15 protein-coding genes are annotated in these 14,377 nt (G+C 70.3%); 9 read left to right on the top strand and 6 right to left on the bottom strand.

Going from position 1 to position 14,377, the window contains the following annotated elements; genetic code table 11:
• Window positions 1–138: 138 nt before the first annotated feature.
• A complete protein-coding gene (gene folP, locus ACIBK4_RS04105) occupies window positions 139–999 on the bottom strand; it encodes a dihydropteroate synthase (protein WP_398991864.1) in 861 nt (286 codons plus the stop codon).
• Between the two features lie 135 nt (window positions 1,000–1,134).
• On the opposite strand from folP, the gene ACIBK4_RS04100 reads away from it, so the two are divergent.
• Window positions 1,135–1,485: a DivIVA domain-containing protein gene (locus ACIBK4_RS04100; RefSeq protein ID WP_398992939.1), complete on the top strand. Its 351-nt coding sequence runs from the start codon at window positions 1,135–1,137 to the stop codon at window positions 1,483–1,485.
• Complete coding sequence (locus ACIBK4_RS04095; protein WP_398991862.1) at window positions 1,482–2,060, top strand: DNA-3-methyladenine glycosylase I; 579 nt, start codon at window positions 1,482–1,484, stop codon at window positions 2,058–2,060. Before ACIBK4_RS04100 ends, ACIBK4_RS04095 begins: the two co-directional genes overlap by 4 nt.
• Window positions 2,061–2,062: 2 nt before the next feature.
• Here the strand turns inward: ACIBK4_RS04095 and ACIBK4_RS04090 are convergent, their stop codons facing one another.
• Entirely contained in the window at window positions 2,063–2,866 is an 804-nt protein-coding gene (locus tag ACIBK4_RS04090; RefSeq protein ID WP_398991860.1) for an enoyl-CoA hydratase/isomerase family protein, read from the bottom strand.
• Between the two features lie 375 nt (window positions 2,867–3,241).
• On the opposite strand from ACIBK4_RS04090, the gene ACIBK4_RS04085 reads away from it, so the two are divergent.
• Complete coding sequence (locus ACIBK4_RS04085; protein WP_003966491.1) at window positions 3,242–3,409, top strand: DUF3117 domain-containing protein; 168 nt, start codon at window positions 3,242–3,244, stop codon at window positions 3,407–3,409.
• A gap of 88 nt (window positions 3,410–3,497) precedes the next feature.
• Here ACIBK4_RS04085 and ACIBK4_RS04080 read toward each other — a convergent pair whose 3' ends face one another.
• Window positions 3,498–4,196, bottom strand: a complete 699-nt coding sequence (locus ACIBK4_RS04080; RefSeq protein WP_363102041.1) for an O-methyltransferase — start codon at window positions 4,194–4,196, stop codon at window positions 3,498–3,500.
• A gap of 283 nt (window positions 4,197–4,479) precedes the next feature.
• Here ACIBK4_RS04080 and sigE point away from each other — a divergent pair, with 283 nt between their 5' ends.
• The 5 genes from sigE to ACIBK4_RS04055 all read left to right on the top strand — a co-directional run bounded on the left by sigE (window position 4,480) and on the right by ACIBK4_RS04055 (window position 10,290).
• Window positions 4,480–5,181, top strand: a complete 702-nt coding sequence (gene sigE / locus ACIBK4_RS04075) for an RNA polymerase sigma factor SigE (RefSeq protein WP_019072074.1) — start codon at window positions 4,480–4,482, stop codon at window positions 5,179–5,181.
• Window positions 5,178–6,167, top strand: coding sequence for an anti-sigma factor family protein (locus tag ACIBK4_RS04070; protein ID WP_398991857.1), 990 nt, complete (start codon window positions 5,178–5,180; stop codon window positions 6,165–6,167). The genes sigE and ACIBK4_RS04070 overlap by 4 nt, the downstream gene beginning before the upstream one ends.
• 683 nt (window positions 6,168–6,850) lie before the next feature.
• Window positions 6,851–8,761 (top strand): trypsin-like peptidase domain-containing protein, encoded by a 1,911-nt coding sequence (locus ACIBK4_RS04065; RefSeq protein WP_398991855.1) that lies wholly within the window; start codon window positions 6,851–6,853, stop codon window positions 8,759–8,761.
• 201 nt (window positions 8,762–8,962) lie between these two features.
• A complete protein-coding gene (locus tag ACIBK4_RS04060) occupies window positions 8,963–9,391 on the top strand; it encodes a sec-independent translocase (protein ID WP_327401480.1) in 429 nt (142 codons plus the stop codon).
• Window positions 9,392–9,627: 236 nt separating this feature from the next.
• On the top strand, window positions 9,628–10,290 hold the full coding sequence (locus tag ACIBK4_RS04055) for a hypothetical protein (RefSeq protein ID WP_398991853.1): 663 nt from the start codon (window positions 9,628–9,630) through the stop codon (window positions 10,288–10,290).
• An 85-nt stretch (window positions 10,291–10,375) separates the two neighbouring features.
• Here the strand turns inward: ACIBK4_RS04055 and ACIBK4_RS04050 are convergent, their stop codons facing one another.
• The 3 genes from ACIBK4_RS04050 to ACIBK4_RS04040 are packed head-to-tail and all read right to left on the bottom strand — an operon-like array spanning window position 10,376 to window position 13,443.
• Entirely contained in the window at window positions 10,376–11,509 is a 1,134-nt protein-coding gene (locus ACIBK4_RS04050; RefSeq protein WP_398991851.1) for an Mrp/NBP35 family ATP-binding protein, read from the bottom strand.
• 43 nt (window positions 11,510–11,552) lie between these two features.
• The gene (locus tag ACIBK4_RS04045; protein WP_398991849.1) at window positions 11,553–12,146 is read right to left on the bottom strand and encodes a DUF1003 domain-containing protein; all 594 of its coding nucleotides are present in this window, start codon (window positions 12,144–12,146) and stop codon (window positions 11,553–11,555) included.
• Window positions 12,136–13,443, bottom strand: a complete 1,308-nt coding sequence (locus tag ACIBK4_RS04040; protein WP_366433798.1) for a magnesium transporter MgtE N-terminal domain-containing protein — start codon at window positions 13,441–13,443, stop codon at window positions 12,136–12,138. Before ACIBK4_RS04040 ends, ACIBK4_RS04045 begins: the two co-directional genes overlap by 11 nt.
• A gap of 209 nt (window positions 13,444–13,652) precedes the next feature.
• Between ACIBK4_RS04040 and ACIBK4_RS04035 the strand changes: the two genes are divergently transcribed.
• A complete protein-coding gene (locus tag ACIBK4_RS04035; protein ID WP_398991847.1) occupies window positions 13,653–14,369 on the top strand; it encodes a hypothetical protein in 717 nt (238 codons plus the stop codon).
• The last annotated feature ends 8 nt before the right edge of the window (window positions 14,370–14,377 follow it).

The following is a 14,377-nucleotide window of genomic DNA, read 5'->3' as shown; positions in this document are numbered from 1 at the left end:
GTTTGTGACTTTTGAGCGCAGGCCGGCACCATCCAGCCCGTCCGGCGTTTGAGGACGAGGCCGTCCAGGCCGATGGCGGGGGTCTGGGGGCGCAGCCCCCAGGGATGGGACGGGTAGGGGCGGCGGGGGCGAAAAAACCTACGCCAGCCCCCGCCTGCCCACTGCCGGAGGCCGATGCCCCGCAATGGACGCCACCATGTCCAACACCTGCCGCGTCTCCGCGACTTCGTGCACCCGATACACCTGCGCACCCAGCCACGCGGACACGGCGGTCGTCGCCAGCGTCCCGACCACCCGCTCCTTGACGGGCTTGTCGAGCGTCTCCCCCACAAAGTCCTTGTTGGACAGCGACACCAACACCGGCCACCCCGTGGAGACCATCTCCCCGAGCCGCCGAGTCGCCTCCAGACTGTGCCGCGTGTTCTTCCCGAAGTCATGCCCGGGATCGATCAGAACGGACTCCCGAGGAACGCCCAGCGCCACCGCCCGCTCGGCAAGCCCCAGGGTCACACGCAGGATGTCGCCCATGACGTCGTCGTAGGCCACCCGGTGCGGCCGGGTACGCGGCTCCGCGCCACCGGCGTGGGTACACACCAGCCCGACCCCGTACCGCGCGGCGACCTCCGCGAGCCGGGGATCGACGCCGCCCCACGCGTCGTTGAGGAGATCCGCGCCGACCTCGCAGACGGCCTCGCCGACCTCGTGCCGCCAGGTGTCGACGCTGATGATCACGTCAGGGAACCGCCGCCGCACCTCGGCCACGAACCCGACCGTGCGCCGCGCTTCCTCATCGGCGGTGACTTCCTCGCCGGGGCCGGCCTTGACCCCGCCGATGTCGATGATGGCCGCGCCCTCGGCCACCGCCTGCTCCACGCGCGCGAGGGCGGGCTCGTCGCGAAACGTGGCCCCTTGGTCGTAGAAGGAGTCCGGGGTCCGGTTCACGATCGCCATGATCACCGGCTCGTGCGTGTCGAATTCACGCCTGCCCAGCCTGAGCATCCCCTGTGACCTCTCCTAGTACGTACCGGTCTTCAGCCGCCTGTGACCCTAACTGTCAGCGTCGCATGGCACGATCGGACCCTGACACATTCGGCTTCGGCACGTCCGACATCGACGCCCGTGGAGACCTCAGAGATGTTCATGTTCCTGTTCCTGGTCGTCGGGCTCGCCGTCGTGGTCGGCGCCGTGACCCTCTCGGTGATCGGCGGCGGCGAGAACGCCCCGCTGCCCGACGTCGAGGCCGAGCGCCTCGACGACCCGCTGCCCCCGGACCGGCCGGTGAACCACGCGGACATCGAGACCCTCCGCTTCCCGCTCGCCGCGCGGGGCTACCGCATGGCCGAGGTGGACGACGCGCTGAGCCGCATCGCCGCCGAACTCGCCGAGCGCGACGCCCGGATCGCCGACCTGGAGCACGCCCTCGCCGGCGCCCAGGCCACCGCGCACGCGTCCCTGCGGAAGCCGATCGAAGGCGACCAGCAGTGAGCGAGGGCGGGGCGGTGGCGGGCCCGGACGGCGCCCTGCGCTGCCCCTGGGCACTCTCCACGGAGGACTACGTCACGTACCACGACGAGGAGTGGGGCCGCCCGGTCCACGGCGACGACGCCCTCTACGAGCGCCTCAGCCTGGAGGCCTTCCAGTCGGGCCTCTCCTGGATCACGATCCTGCGCCGCCGCGAGGGCTTCCGGGCGGCGTTCGCGGGCTTCAAGATCGCGGAGGTGGCGACCTTCACGGACACCGACCGCGAACGCCTCCTCGCCGACACCGGCATCATCCGCAACCGCCTCAAGGTCGACGCGACAATCGCCAACGCGCGCGTGCTGCTCGACTGGGCACCGGGCGAACTCGACGAGTTCATCTGGTCCCACGCCCCGAAGCCGGGCCCGCCCCCGAAGACACTCGGGGACGTCCCGGCGGTGACGGAGGAGTCGACGGCCTTGTCGAAGGCCCTGAAGAAGCGGGGCTTGAGGTTCGTAGGCCCGACGACGGCATACGCGCTGATGCAGGCGTGCGGATTGGTCAACGACCACCTGGTGGACTGTGTGTCACGCCGTTCCTGAGGTCACCGCCCCAAATACTTCGGCTTCTCCTTGTTGACGAAGGCCTGCACGGCGATCGCGTGATCCTCCGACGCGCCCGCCCAAGATTGCAGTTCGTCTTCTTTCTGCAGCGTCTCCTCAAGGCTGTGCGTCAGACCGAAGGCAACGGCCTCCTTGAGCGCCGCGTAAGCCACAGTCGGCCCGTCCGCCAACTGCTGGGCGACCTTCTCCGCCTCGGCATGCAGCTCACCAACAGGGACAAGCCGGTTGGCGATCCCGAGGTCGTACGCTTCCTGCGCCTTGATCGTCCGAGGAAACAGCAACAGGTCGGAAGCACGCCCAGGTCCGACGACCCGGGGCAACGTCCAGGAGATGCCGGAGTCCGCGGTCAGAGCGACCCCGGCGAAGGACGTGTTGAAGCCGGCGGTGTCGGCCACGACCCGGTAATCCGCAGCCAGCGCAAGCCCGAACCCGGCGCCCGCGGCAACACCGTTGACCCCGGCGACAACGGGCTTCGCCATCCCGGCCAACGCCCGCACGATCGGGTTGTAGTGCTCCTTCACCGTGGTCATCGTGGCCCCGGTCCCGGCCTCCCGGTCGGACGCCAGCAACGTGATGTGCTCCTTCAGGTCCTGCCCCACGCAGAACGCCCGCTCGCCCGCCGCCGTCAGCAGCACGGCCCGTACGGCGTCGTCGGCGGCCGCGGACTGGACCGCCTCCCGGAGGGCGACCTTGGTCGCGATGTTCAGCGCGTTCATCGCCTCGGGGCGGTTCAGCGTGATCGTCGCGAGTCCGTCGCTCACCTCGTAGAGCACGGTGTCGGCCATGGCGTATCCCCTCGGGTGTCGCGGCTCCGGCGTACCGGTCGGTACGTCGTACGTCCGTAGGACAGCATGGCGGAGATCACCGTCCACGACCCGGACCGGACGTGTGACCTGCGTCAAAGAATTACGGCCCGGATCCGGTCGGCCGAGGTCCGCGCGGCGGCGCAGTATCGCAGTCACATCGGCGAATTGAGTGGTTTTGCTCGCGCGCGTTGCCCAAGCGATGCCGACTGATGTTGGTCATCGGGTCCTGAGATGCGGGATAATGGCTTGGAAGCAATGTGTTCGATGCCGGTGACGCGTGTCTCATTAGGGGCCGCGCGTGCCCTCCATGGGGCCGTCGGCGACGATGAGCTGGTTTCAGGAAGGGGAACGAGCATGGCGGCCATGAAGCCGCGGACGGGCGATGGCCCGCTCGAGGTGACCAAGGAGGGGCGGGGCATCGTCATGCGCGTTCCGCTCGAAGGCGGCGGGCGGCTCGTCGTCGAGCTGACCCCTGACGAGGCCGACGCGCTGGGCGACGCCCTCAAGAAGGTCGTCGGCTGACGCGGCGGAACGCGACCATACCCCTTCAGCTGCCCCGGCACCCGAGACGGTGCCGGGGTCGCTGCTTTCCCGGGCGGTCCTTAAGGGGTCAGCGTTTTACGGCGCACAGCAGGCCGTCGCCCACCGGGAGCAGCGACGGCACCAGCTCCGGGCTCTCGCGCACGGCGCGCAGCAGCTCGCGCAGCCGGAGGACTTCGGTGGGCTGGGGGCCCGAGTCGACGGTGCGGCCGTTGGCGAAGACGCCCTCGAAGACCACCAGGCCACCCGTACGCAGCAGGCGCAACGATTCAGCGAGATAGTCCAGGAACTCCAGCCGGTCGCCGTCGCAGAACACGAGGTCGTAGCCGGCGTCCGCGAGCCGGGGCAGCACGTCCAGGGCGCGGCCCGGGATGAAGCGGGCCCGGTTGCTGGCGAAGCCGCAGGCGCGGAAGGCCTGGCGGGCGAACTGCTGGTGGTCCGGCTCCGGGTCGACGGTGGTCAGTACCCCGTCCGGCCGCATGCCGTACAGAAGATGCATTCCGGAGACGCCGGTCCCGGTGCCGATCTCCGCCACCGCCTTCGCGTCCACGGTGGCGGCGAGCATCCGCAGCGCGGCGCCCGTGCCGGGCGACACCGAGCGCAGCCCTGCCTCGCGGGCCCGGTCACGGGCCCAGCGCAGTGCTTCGTCCTCGGCGACATAGGCGTCGGCGAACGCCCAGCTCGTCTGCCGGTTGCCGGTAATGACCCTCTCCTGTCCCCGTGGTTGCCTGGGCGTGACTGTATCCGTTGGTGCCGGGAACCTGCTGATGGGACCGGGCGTTTAGAGGGGGGAGGAAAGCACTGCGGGACGCGGTCGGAGGGAAGGGCGGGGGATGACGATGGATCAGGTTGTCGAGCAAGACGTCGAGCGAGACGCCGAGCAGGGTCACGAGCATCGGCTCGCACCACCGCCAGGTCGGTATGAGCGTGTATCAAATTCTCGTAAAACCGCTTATCCGGAGCTAACGGGCGAGGTGGCTATGGTAGGGGCTCCACTGGACACCACCAGAGCCGACAGGGGAGGTGCGGCTGTACCTGTGGATCGGGGAGGAGTGCTTCGGCGCTTTCTCGGATCGGCGGGCAGGCCGAAATCCGTGAACGACACCGCTGCTGACCACAGCCACGCCGCTGACCATGCCCAGACCGCGACCTTCTCCACCGACGCGGACGGGCAGGCGTGGACTCCGCCCACCTGGGAGGAGATCGTCAGCACCCACAGCGGCCGTGTGTACCGGCTCGCGTACCGACTGACGGGGAACCAGCACGACGCCGAGGACCTCACGCAAGAGGTCTTCGTCCGGGTCTTCCGTTCCCTCTCGACGTACACGCCCGGCACCTTCGAGGGTTGGCTGCACCGCATCACCACCAACCTCTTCCTGGACATGGTCCGCCGCAAGCAGCGCATCCGTTTCGACGCGCTGGGGGAGGACGCGGCCGAGCGACTGCCCAGCCGCGAGCCGTCACCCCAGCAGGTCTTCAACGACGCGCACTTCGACGCCGACGTCCAGCAGGCCCTGGACACCCTCGCCCCGGAGTTCCGGGCGGCGGTCGTCCTGTGCGACATCGAGGGTCTCTCGTACGAGGAGATCGCCGCGACCCTGGGCGTCAAGCTCGGTACGGTCCGTTCCCGGATCCACCGCGGCCGCTCCCAGCTCCGCAAGGCCCTCGCGCACCGCTCGCCGGAAGCACGGGCCGAGCGCCGTTCCTTCGTGGCGCGTGTGCCCGCGCTGGGGGGAGGGGGCGCGACCGCGTGAGTGGATCACGTCCTACGCCTGCGGAGCAGCATCTGGGAGACCGACTTTCCGCCCTGGTGGACGGGGAGCTCGGTCATGAGTCGCGCGAGCGCGTACTGGCGCACCTGGCCACCTGTACGAAGTGCAAGGCCGAGGCCGACGCGCAGCGCCGACTGAAGAACGTGTTCGCGGAAATGGCCCCACCGCCCCCCTCCGAGAGCTTCCTGGCCCGACTCCAGGGGCTTCCCGGGGGAGGCGACGACACGGACGGCGAGGAGCCGCCCGGCGGGGGACTGTTCGCCGCCGGAATCGGCGTCTTCGGCGTCAAAAGAGACGGCCCGCTCGACGCGTTCGAGTTCGGCTACGTCCCCGCGGGCCGGCACGCCGCCACGGCCCTGACCCCTTCGTCCCCGACCCGGTCCGCCGCCCGCGAGGGCTTCCGTATCCATGACGTCAGCCGGCACGAGGCCGACCGCTCCGCCTCGCGCGGGATGCGGTTCGCGTTCGTCGCCGCCGGCGCGGTCTCGCTGGCCGCGATCGCGCTGGGCGGGGTGGCCACGGTCGCGCCGGGCGACACGGCCGCGGAGGCGCGCGGCGGTACGGGTGTGACGCCGGCGCGTACGCAGGGTACGGGCGCGGCGGCGACCACCGACGCCGGGCGTCGCCGTGCGGTCGGCCCGCTGCTCGCCCAGGGCACGAGCCAGCGCTCGATGCTGGGCGACACGGTGGTCCCGACCTCGGTCTCCGCCCCCCTGCTCCCCGGAGTGCCGTCGCCCTCGGCGGTCCAGGGCGACGAGGTCATCCACACGCTGACCGCGCCGGTGATGGCCGGTGCGGCGGTCATGTCCCCCCTGATACGCCCGCTCAACGCGACCCCGCCGGTAGCCCTCACGTCCTGGTCCACGGCCCCCGAGGTCATGGCCCCGGGCCTCCTCCGAGCCCCGGCCCCCGACACCACCTCGTCCCCCTCTTCCACCCCCACGTTCCCCGCCCACCCGCTCCACTGACCGGCCTCTGCGCCACAGCCCGCGAACCTGGTTGAATCCGGGGAGTACGGGGTGGCGCGGCCAGTTGTGGGGGGACGGGAACCATGAACGAGGGGACACCGGAGCGGGCGCCTGAGAAGCCGAAGTGGTGGTCTCGGGGCCGGACAGCGCAGCGGAATCCAATACCGGGCCCGACTGAGGCCGGGGGCGTTGTGCCGGGGCCTGTGGGTGATGCCGGTGCGGATACCGAGGGCGCTGGGGCTGTCGACGGTGCGACCGATGGGGATTTCGCGCTGCGACCGCCGGGCGCGTTGCGGGAAGCTGGCGACGGGGACTTCGAGTTGCGGGCGCCTGTTGAGGGGCGGGGCGGTGAAGTGGCTTCCGGTGGGGGTGACTTCGAGGCAAGGCGTTCTGGGGTTGGGGCGTGCGGTGGCGGTGAGCCTGAGGGTGCTCGGGGTGACGTTGAGCCGGGATTGCCTGGGGGTGGGGCTCCAACTGGGGTTGCGGTTGCGGACGTTGATGGTGATTTCGAGTTGGGGCGCCCTGCGCCGGCGTCCTCGCCTGGTGGTGTGGTCGTGGGTGAGGGCGGTGACTCGAAGGCGGACCACCGTCCTGCGGGTGAGCCTGCAACTCGCCTTGTGGCAGCGGATGTTGGCCACCAGCTGGGCCGGCCCGTGCCGGGTTCTGCGGCCGGTGGTGTGGCCGTGGACGCCGATGGCGTTTCCGAGTTGGACGACCCCGCCCCGCTCTCCCCGGCCGGCGGCATGGCCATAGACCCCGGCGGCGACTTCGAGTTGGGCCGCCCCACGTCGGTTTCCCCAGTCGGCAACGTTGCCGTAGGCGCCGACGACGCCCCCGAGTCGCCCCACCCCGCCTCGGCCGCCCCGACCGGCTCCGGGTCCGCCGACACCGGCGCCGATTTCGAACCGGTATCTCCCGCGCCCGAACCCCCGACGACCCCCGGCGCGGTACTCCCACCCCCTGTTCGCCTCAAGCCACTGCATGACCCCGACCCCTACAGCACCCCGCCGTACGGCGAGCCGGGCCCCTGGGCGTCCGCGCCGCCCGTGCAGCACCCGGCGGTCACCTCTGCGCTCGGCGCGGTCACACAGGCCCCTACAGCCGCTCCCGGCACTCCTGTATCGCCGGTCCCGTACGCCGCTCCCGCGTCTCTTGGTGCCCCTGCACCCCCCTTCACCGATACCGCACCCCCCGACACCCCCATCCCCGCGTCTGTCGCCAACGCCCCGGCCCCCGGCACCTCCCCACCCCCCATCACGCCTCCGGCACCCCTCGCTCCCCCTGCACCACCCCTCCCCAACACCTCAACCTCCGCCCCCCTCACCTCAGTTGCCCCGCACCACACGCCCACCCCCGCCCCAGACCCAGACCCCACCCCACCCACCAACCCCTGGCACCGCTACGACCCCTGGGCCACCCCCGCCCCCCTCCAACAGACCGGCACCCCGACCCTCACCCCCGAGCAGCACCGCACCCGCACCCGGAAACTCCTCGCCGCCTCGGCCCTCGCCCTCGCTCTGGTCTCCGGGGGCATCGGTGGCGTCGTAGGGGCGCATCTGGAGCGGGACGGGATTGGTGGGGACGTCGTGTTGCCGCAGGCCGGTAAGGAAGACGCTCAGCGGGTGCCCGACAGCGTTGCCGGGATTGCCGCTCGGGCTCTGCCCAGTGTGGTGACGCTGCATGTGAGTGGGGGTGAGGAGTCGGCGACCGGGACCGGGATCGTGTTGGACACGCGGGGGCACATCCTCACCAACAACCATGTCGTGCGGTCCGCCGGTGGTGACGGGGCGATATCCGTCAGCTTCAGTGGAGGGCAGAGCGTCAAGGGCAGCGTCGTCGGGCACGACACCGGGTACGACCTTGCCGTCGTGCAGGTGCGTGGGGTGCGGGGGCTGACGCCGATGCCGCTCGGGAATTCCGACAACGTGCGGGTGGGGGACCCCGTCGTCGCGATCGGCGCGCCCTTCGATCTCGACAACACCGTGACCTCCGGGATCATCAGCGCCAAGGAGCGGCCCATCACGGCCGGGGGCGAGGCGTCGGACGGGAGTGATGTGTCGTATGTCGACGCCTTGCAGACCGACGCGCCCATCAATCCCGGGAACTCCGGGGGGCCGTTGCTCGATGCGCGGGGACGGCTCGTCGGGGTCAACTCGGCTATTCGGTCCGCCGATTACGGGGCTGGGGATGGGGACGGGACGGAGAGCGGACAGGCCGGGTCCATCGGGCTCGGGTTCGCCATACCCGTCAATCTGGCCAAGCGGGTTGCCGAGGAACTGATCAACACCGGGAAGGCGGCCCACCCGGTCATCGGCGTCGCCCTCGACACGGACTACGCGGGGGACGGAGCCCGTATCGCCACGAAGGGCACCGGCGACGGGCCCGCCGTCACCGCGGGCGGTCCCGGTGCCAAGGCGGGACTCAAGGCCGGCGACGTCATCACCGAGGTCGACGGCGAGAGCGTCCACTCCGGGAACGAGCTCATCGTCAGGACGCGGGCCCATCGGCCCGGCGACCACGTGCGGCTGACCCTGCGGCGAGGCGGCAAAGACATGACCGTGTCGCTCGTTCTGGGCTCCTCGACCGGTGATTGACAGAAACGTCACAGGTGAGAGCCCCGCGCCCGGTCCCACTAGGCAAACAACCCGGAAAACCGGTGGTGTACACCCACTCGTAGCCCCCGGGACAGTACCGGTCCGGTGGGATCGCCGGGTACCGTGGACCCGGCCCGGACCACGGAAGACGCGCATTGACCACCGAGGGCCGAGGACCGAGGACATCGCAAGGAGCTTCAGGTGTTCAATGACATAGGCCCGCTAGAGCTGGTGACGATCATTGTCCTCGCCGTGCTCGTCTTCGGTCCGGACAAGCTCCCGAAGGTCATCCAGGACGTCATGCGGACGATCCGGAAGATCCGAGAGTTCTCGGAGAGCGCCAAGGCGGACATCCGCGAGGAGCTCGGTCCGGAGTTCAAGGACTTCGACTTCGAGGACCTCAACCCCAAGACGTTCCTGCGCAAGCAGCTGGACAACGACGAACTGGGGCTCAAGGAGATCCGCAACGGCTTCGACCTGAAGAAGGAGATGGCCGAGGTCACGGAGGCGGTCCAGAGCGCGGACACCCCGAGTTCCTCGCCCTCTTCGAGTGGTCGGCTCGACATGACCAAGAAGCCCGAGGACCCGGAGAAGGACGACCGCCCGCCCTTCGACGCCGACGCCACCTGACCCTCCCCGGGCACATCTCCCCGCACATCCCGAGCCCCTCTCACGTGACGCGTCTCATACCTCTGTCACGCCCTCGTACGGCCTGAACACGGCCCATTCGCGCCTCGCGCGCCGGGCGCTTTCCGGGCTGTCTCGCACGAGGTGGCTATGCTGCCGAGTTGTTGTGCGGACCGGGCGAGTCGCCCGACGGGGGGCGGGCCGCCCCGGTCCGACGAGAACGAGGAGGCGTCCGGAGCATGGAGACGACGAGTCGGGTAGGCGCGCAGGCGCCGGCCGCGGAGGGTGGACAACAACTCCCCTCCGCCCGGCGCACGGTCGACGGCTACCTGCTGGCGCCCTTCCCGTGGTACGGCCTCGACGAGGCCTTCACGGGACCGCGCTGGCTGATGCAGGTGGGCATGGCGGCGGACGGAGCCGTCGAACACGGCTCGATCGGGCACGGCGACGAGCCCTCCGTACGCAACGAAGGCACGGAGGACAAGGAGAAGTTCGCGGTCGTCGTCACCGTCGCGGGCAACCCCGCGCGGCGCACGGCCGACGGTACCGGCCTCCTGGAGGCCACCTCGGTCTCCTCTGCGGCCTGGCTCGCCGGGGTGGGACTGCTGTCCTTCACCTGGCCCGGCCAGATGGACCACACCCTGCGCGACGACTGGCTGGAGCAGCAGACGGAGACGGCGTGGGTGCTGGCGGACGACCTCGCCGGCGACGACTGGTCGACCCTGTCCCTCCCCGTGGACGGCGTACCGACGCCCTTCCACTACCGCGAGTCCGAGTTCGGCTGGGTGCTGGCCGGGTCGACTCAGGAGGGCGTGCACGTGGGGGCGTACGGCAGGGGCATGAGCGCGTATGGGCTCGGCTTCGCCATGATCAAGGACATCGCTACTTACGCAGGCCAGTAGCGGTTACGACGATGGGGGCGCCGTCCGGTGAGACGGCGCCCCCATCGTCGTAGAGAAGCCCCTGTGAGACCCCGTAAGAAGATCCCTAGAACTTGTTCCTCGGGGTGATCCCCAGCGACATGCCCGAAAGGCCTCGCTGTCGGCCGCCCAGCTTGCCCGCGATCGCGCGCAGCGCCGCGCCCGCCGGGGAGTCCGGGTCGCTCAGGACCACCGGCTTGCCCTCGTCGCCGCCCTCGCGGAGGCGGACGTCGATCGGGATGGAGCCGAGGACCGGTACCGACGCGCCCGTCGTGCGCGTGAGGCCGTCCGCGACCGACTGGCCGCCGCCCGTGCCGAAGACGTCGACCATCTCGCCGCAGTGCGGGCACGGCAGGCCCGCCATGTTCTCGACGACACCGACGATCTTCTGGTGGGTCTGTACGGCGATGGAACCGGCCCGCTCGGCGACCTCGGCCGCCGCCTGCTGAGGGGTCGTCACGACCAGGATCTCGGCGTTCGGGACGAGCTGGGCGACGGAGATCGCGATGTCGCCGGTGCCCGGGGGGAGGTCCAGGAGCAGGACGTCCAGGTCGCCCCAGTACACGTCCGCCAGGAACTGCTGGAGCGCGCGGTGCAGCATCGGGCCGCGCCACACCACCGGCGCGTTGCCCGGCGTGAACATGCCGATGGAGATGACCTTCACGCCGTGGGCCGACGGCGGCATGATCATGTTCTCGACCTGGGTGGGGTGGCCGTCGGCGCCCAGCATGCGGGGCACGGAGTGGCCGTAGATGTCGGCGTCGACGACACCGACCTTCAGGCCGTCGGCGGCCATCGCGGCCGCGAGGTTCACCGTCACCGAGGACTTGCCGACGCCGCCCTTGCCGGAGGCGACCGCGTACACGCGGGTGAGGGAGCCGGGCTGCGCGAAGGGGACCTCGCGCTCGGCCTTGCCACCGCGCAGGGCGGTCGCGAGTTCCTTGCGCTGCTCGTCGCTCATCACGTCGAGGGTCACGTCGACGCCGGTGACGCCCTCGACGCCCATGACGGCATCGGTCACGCGCTGCGTGATGGTCTCGCGCATGGGGCAGCCGGAGACCGTCAGGTACACGGTGACCGCGACCGCTCCGTCCGCACCGATCTCCACCGACTTGACCATCCCCAACTCGGTGATGGGTCGGTTGATCTCGGGGTCGTTCACCGTCGACAGCGCTTCACGCACCGCGTCTTCCGTAGCCATAGGGTCGATGGTACGGCGCCGCGCGGGGCCGCTGGTAAGCCCGTCACCGGTCGTCTACGTCACGTCCGTGCGACCGTTCCGCCGGGAATACGACGTGTTTGTGGTGGCCGTTCTCCCGTTCCTCCAGCTCTTTCACCAGATCCTGGAGTTCGGAGCGGATCCAGTCCCGGGTCGCGACCTCGCCCAGGCCGATGCGCAGGGCGGCGATCTCGCGGGTCAGGTACTCGGTGTCCGCGATCGACCGCTCGTTCTGCTTGCGGTCCTGTTCGAGGTTGACCCGGTCGCGGTCGTCCTGCCGGTTCTGCGCGAGCAGGATCAGCGGGGCCGCGTAGGAGGCCTGGAGCGACAGCATCAGCGTGAGGAAGATGAACGGGTAGTTGTCGAACCGCACATCCCGCGGCGCGAAGATGTTCCACAGCACCCAGACGATGATGACGATCGTCATCCAGACGATGAACCGTCCGGTCCCCAGGAACCGCGCGATCCGCTCCGACAGCCGCCCGAACGCCTCGGGGTCGTACTCGGGCAGGAACCGGCGCCGGGGCGGACGCGGCTGGTCGAGCCGGGCCCGGGGCCGGGTGGTGGCGGTCGCGCCCGCCGGTGTCCGCTCGCGCGTGGACTCGCGCTCAGGAGTCATGAGCCGCCACCTCCTCGTCCTCGTTCGCGTCCACGCCCTCGTCGAGGTGGAACTCGGTCTCCCGCCAGTCCTCCGGCAGCATGTGGTCCAGCACGTCGTCCACGGTCACCGCCCCGAGCAGCGACCCGGTCTCGTCGACCACGGGCGCCGCGACCATGTCGTACGTCGCGAAGAACCCGGCGATCAGCTGGAGCGACGCGTCCGGGTCGAGCGGCTGAAGATCGTCGTCGATGATCGCGCTGACCAGGGTGTACGGCGGGTCGCGCAGCAGCCGCTGGAAGTGGACCGTGCCGAGGTACTTGCCGGTCGGGGTGTCGTCGGGCGGGCGGCAGACGTAGACCTGGGCGGCGAGGGCCGGGGAGAGGTCGGCGCTGCGGACCCGGGCGAGCGCGTCGGCGACGGTCGCGTCCGGCCGTAGGACGATCGGCTCGGTGGTCATCAGGCCGCCCGCGGTGTGTTCCTCGTACGACATCAGGCGGCGTACGTCGGCGGCCTCCGAGGGCTGCATCAGGTTGAGGAGGCGTTCCTTGTCGTCCTCGGGGAGTTCGGAGAGGAGGTCGGCCGCGTCGTCCGGGTCCATGGCCTCCAGGACGTCGGCCGCGCGCTCCTCCTTCAGCTTGCCGAGGATCTCGATCTGGTCGTCCTCCGGGAGCTCTTCGAGGACGTCGGCGAGGCGGTCGTCGTCGAGGGCGGCGGCGACCTCGGCCCGGCGCTTGGGGGAGAGGTGGTGCAGGACGTTGGCGAGGTCGGCGGGGCGCAGCTGCTCGAAGGTGGCCAGGAGGCTCTCCGCGCCCTGTCCCTGCTCCTCCAGGGAGAACCCGGTGACGGCGGACCACTCCACGGTCAGCGTCTCGCCCTTGGCCCTTCTGAAGGCTCCGCCGGTCCTGCCCTTGCGGACGAAGATCCGGTCGATCTCCCAGTCCCGGCGGGCCGGCAGATGCTGCACCGACAGGTCCAGGACGGTGACCTCCTCGCCGGTCTCGACGAGGGTGACGCGCCGGTCCAGCAGTTCGCCGAACACCAGCCGCTCGGTGGGGCGTTGCTCGAAGCGGCGGACGTTCAGCACGCCGGTGGTGATGACCTGGCCGGACTCGATGCCGGTGACGCGGGTCATGGGCAGGAAGATGCGGCGCCGGGTGGAGAGTTCGACGACGAGGCCGAGCAGCCGAGGGGGCCGGCTGCCGACGCGGAGCATGACGACGAGGTCGCGGACGCGGCCCACCTGGTCGCCGTTCGGGTCGAAGACGGCGACACCGGAGAGGTGCGACACGAAGACTCGGGGAGCGCCGGCTGCCATGGCCGCACCTCCTTCTTTCTCTGCTGGTCCGACGGTGGATTCCGTGGTTTCCGGATGTTCCGAAATGCCTGCTCGGACGGGCTTCAGGCTAGCCCGTCCCCATGTGATCCGCGCTGGTGGGCGGTCCGGACGGACTGGCTCCGCCGGCGCCTCGCGGCCCCGGTACGCTGCCGTACGCCATCGCCCCCCGCACGGAAGGCAACCCACCTGTGACTGCGATCCCCCAGGTCCGAAACCGTCGTGCGGCGCTGCTCGGCGCGGTGTGTGTCCTGGCCCTGACAGGGTGCGGCGGGGACCCGGACGCGGGGACCAACGGGGTCGGCAAGCTGTCCGCCGACAAGATCCAGTCCAAGTCGGTGACGGCCGCGGGTGACGCCGGTGCCGTACGGCTGTCCGGGACGGTCGTCACCAGCGGGCGGACGTACACGCTCGACATGCGGCTGAAGTCCGACGGCGGCAGCGGGTCGGTCACCTCGAAGGGGTCGACCTTCGGGCTGCTGCGGATCGGCGAGCAGCTGTATTTGAAGGCCGACGCGGACTTCTGGAACAGCAACGGGGACTCGGGCGCCGGCAACGCGCTCCACGGCAAGTACGTGAAGGTGCCGCAGGGGGACCCCTCGTACAAGAAGTTCAGTGGTTTCACGGACAAGGACGTCCTCCTCTCCAGCTTGCTGACCCTGCACGGCTCACTCGCGACGGACGGGCACCATGCGCAGAACGGCGTCCGGACGATCCGCATCACCGGCGACAAGGGCTCCGGCGGCACCCTCGACGTCTCCCTGGAGGGCAAGCCGTATCCGCTCCGGCTGGTCCGCGCGGGCGGCGCGGGCACGCTGACCTTCTCGGACTGGGGCAAGAGCTTCACGGTGACACAGCCGAAGGACGACGACACTGTCGACTACGGCAAGCAACTGCCGTCTTCTTAGGGGCAGTT

The sequence above is a fragment of the Streptomyces sp. NPDC050528 genome (genome assembly GCF_044457795.1).
GTDB lineage: Bacteria > Actinomycetota > Actinomycetes > Streptomycetales > Streptomycetaceae > Streptomyces.
This window is presented reverse-complemented; position numbering and strand designations above follow the sequence as displayed.

What these genes read in the sequence shown, in the direction of transcription:
- ACIBK4_RS04045 (WP_398991849.1), bottom strand. Translation starts at nt 12,146, where the DNA reads ATGACTCCTGAGCGCGAGTCCACGCGCGAGCGGACACCGGCGGGCGCG.
- ACIBK4_RS04050 (WP_398991851.1), bottom strand. Translation starts at nt 11,509, where the DNA reads ATGGCTACGGAAGACGCGGTGCGTGAAGCGCTGTCGACGGTGAACGAC.
- ACIBK4_RS04055 (WP_398991853.1), top strand. Translation starts at nt 9,628, where the DNA reads ATGGAGACGACGAGTCGGGTAGGCGCGCAGGCGCCGGCCGCGGAGGGT.
- folP (WP_398991864.1), bottom strand. Translation starts at nt 999, where the DNA reads ATGCTCAGGCTGGGCAGGCGTGAATTCGACACGCACGAGCCGGTGATC.
- ACIBK4_RS04040 (WP_366433798.1), bottom strand. Translation starts at nt 13,443, where the DNA reads ATGGCAGCCGGCGCTCCCCGAGTCTTCGTGTCGCACCTCTCCGGTGTC.
- ACIBK4_RS04090 (WP_398991860.1), bottom strand. Translation starts at nt 2,866, where the DNA reads ATGGCCGACACCGTGCTCTACGAGGTGAGCGACGGACTCGCGACGATC.
- ACIBK4_RS04085 (WP_003966491.1), top strand. Translation starts at nt 3,242, where the DNA reads ATGGCGGCCATGAAGCCGCGGACGGGCGATGGCCCGCTCGAGGTGACC.
- ACIBK4_RS04100 (WP_398992939.1), top strand. Translation starts at nt 1,135, where the DNA reads ATGTTCATGTTCCTGTTCCTGGTCGTCGGGCTCGCCGTCGTGGTCGGC.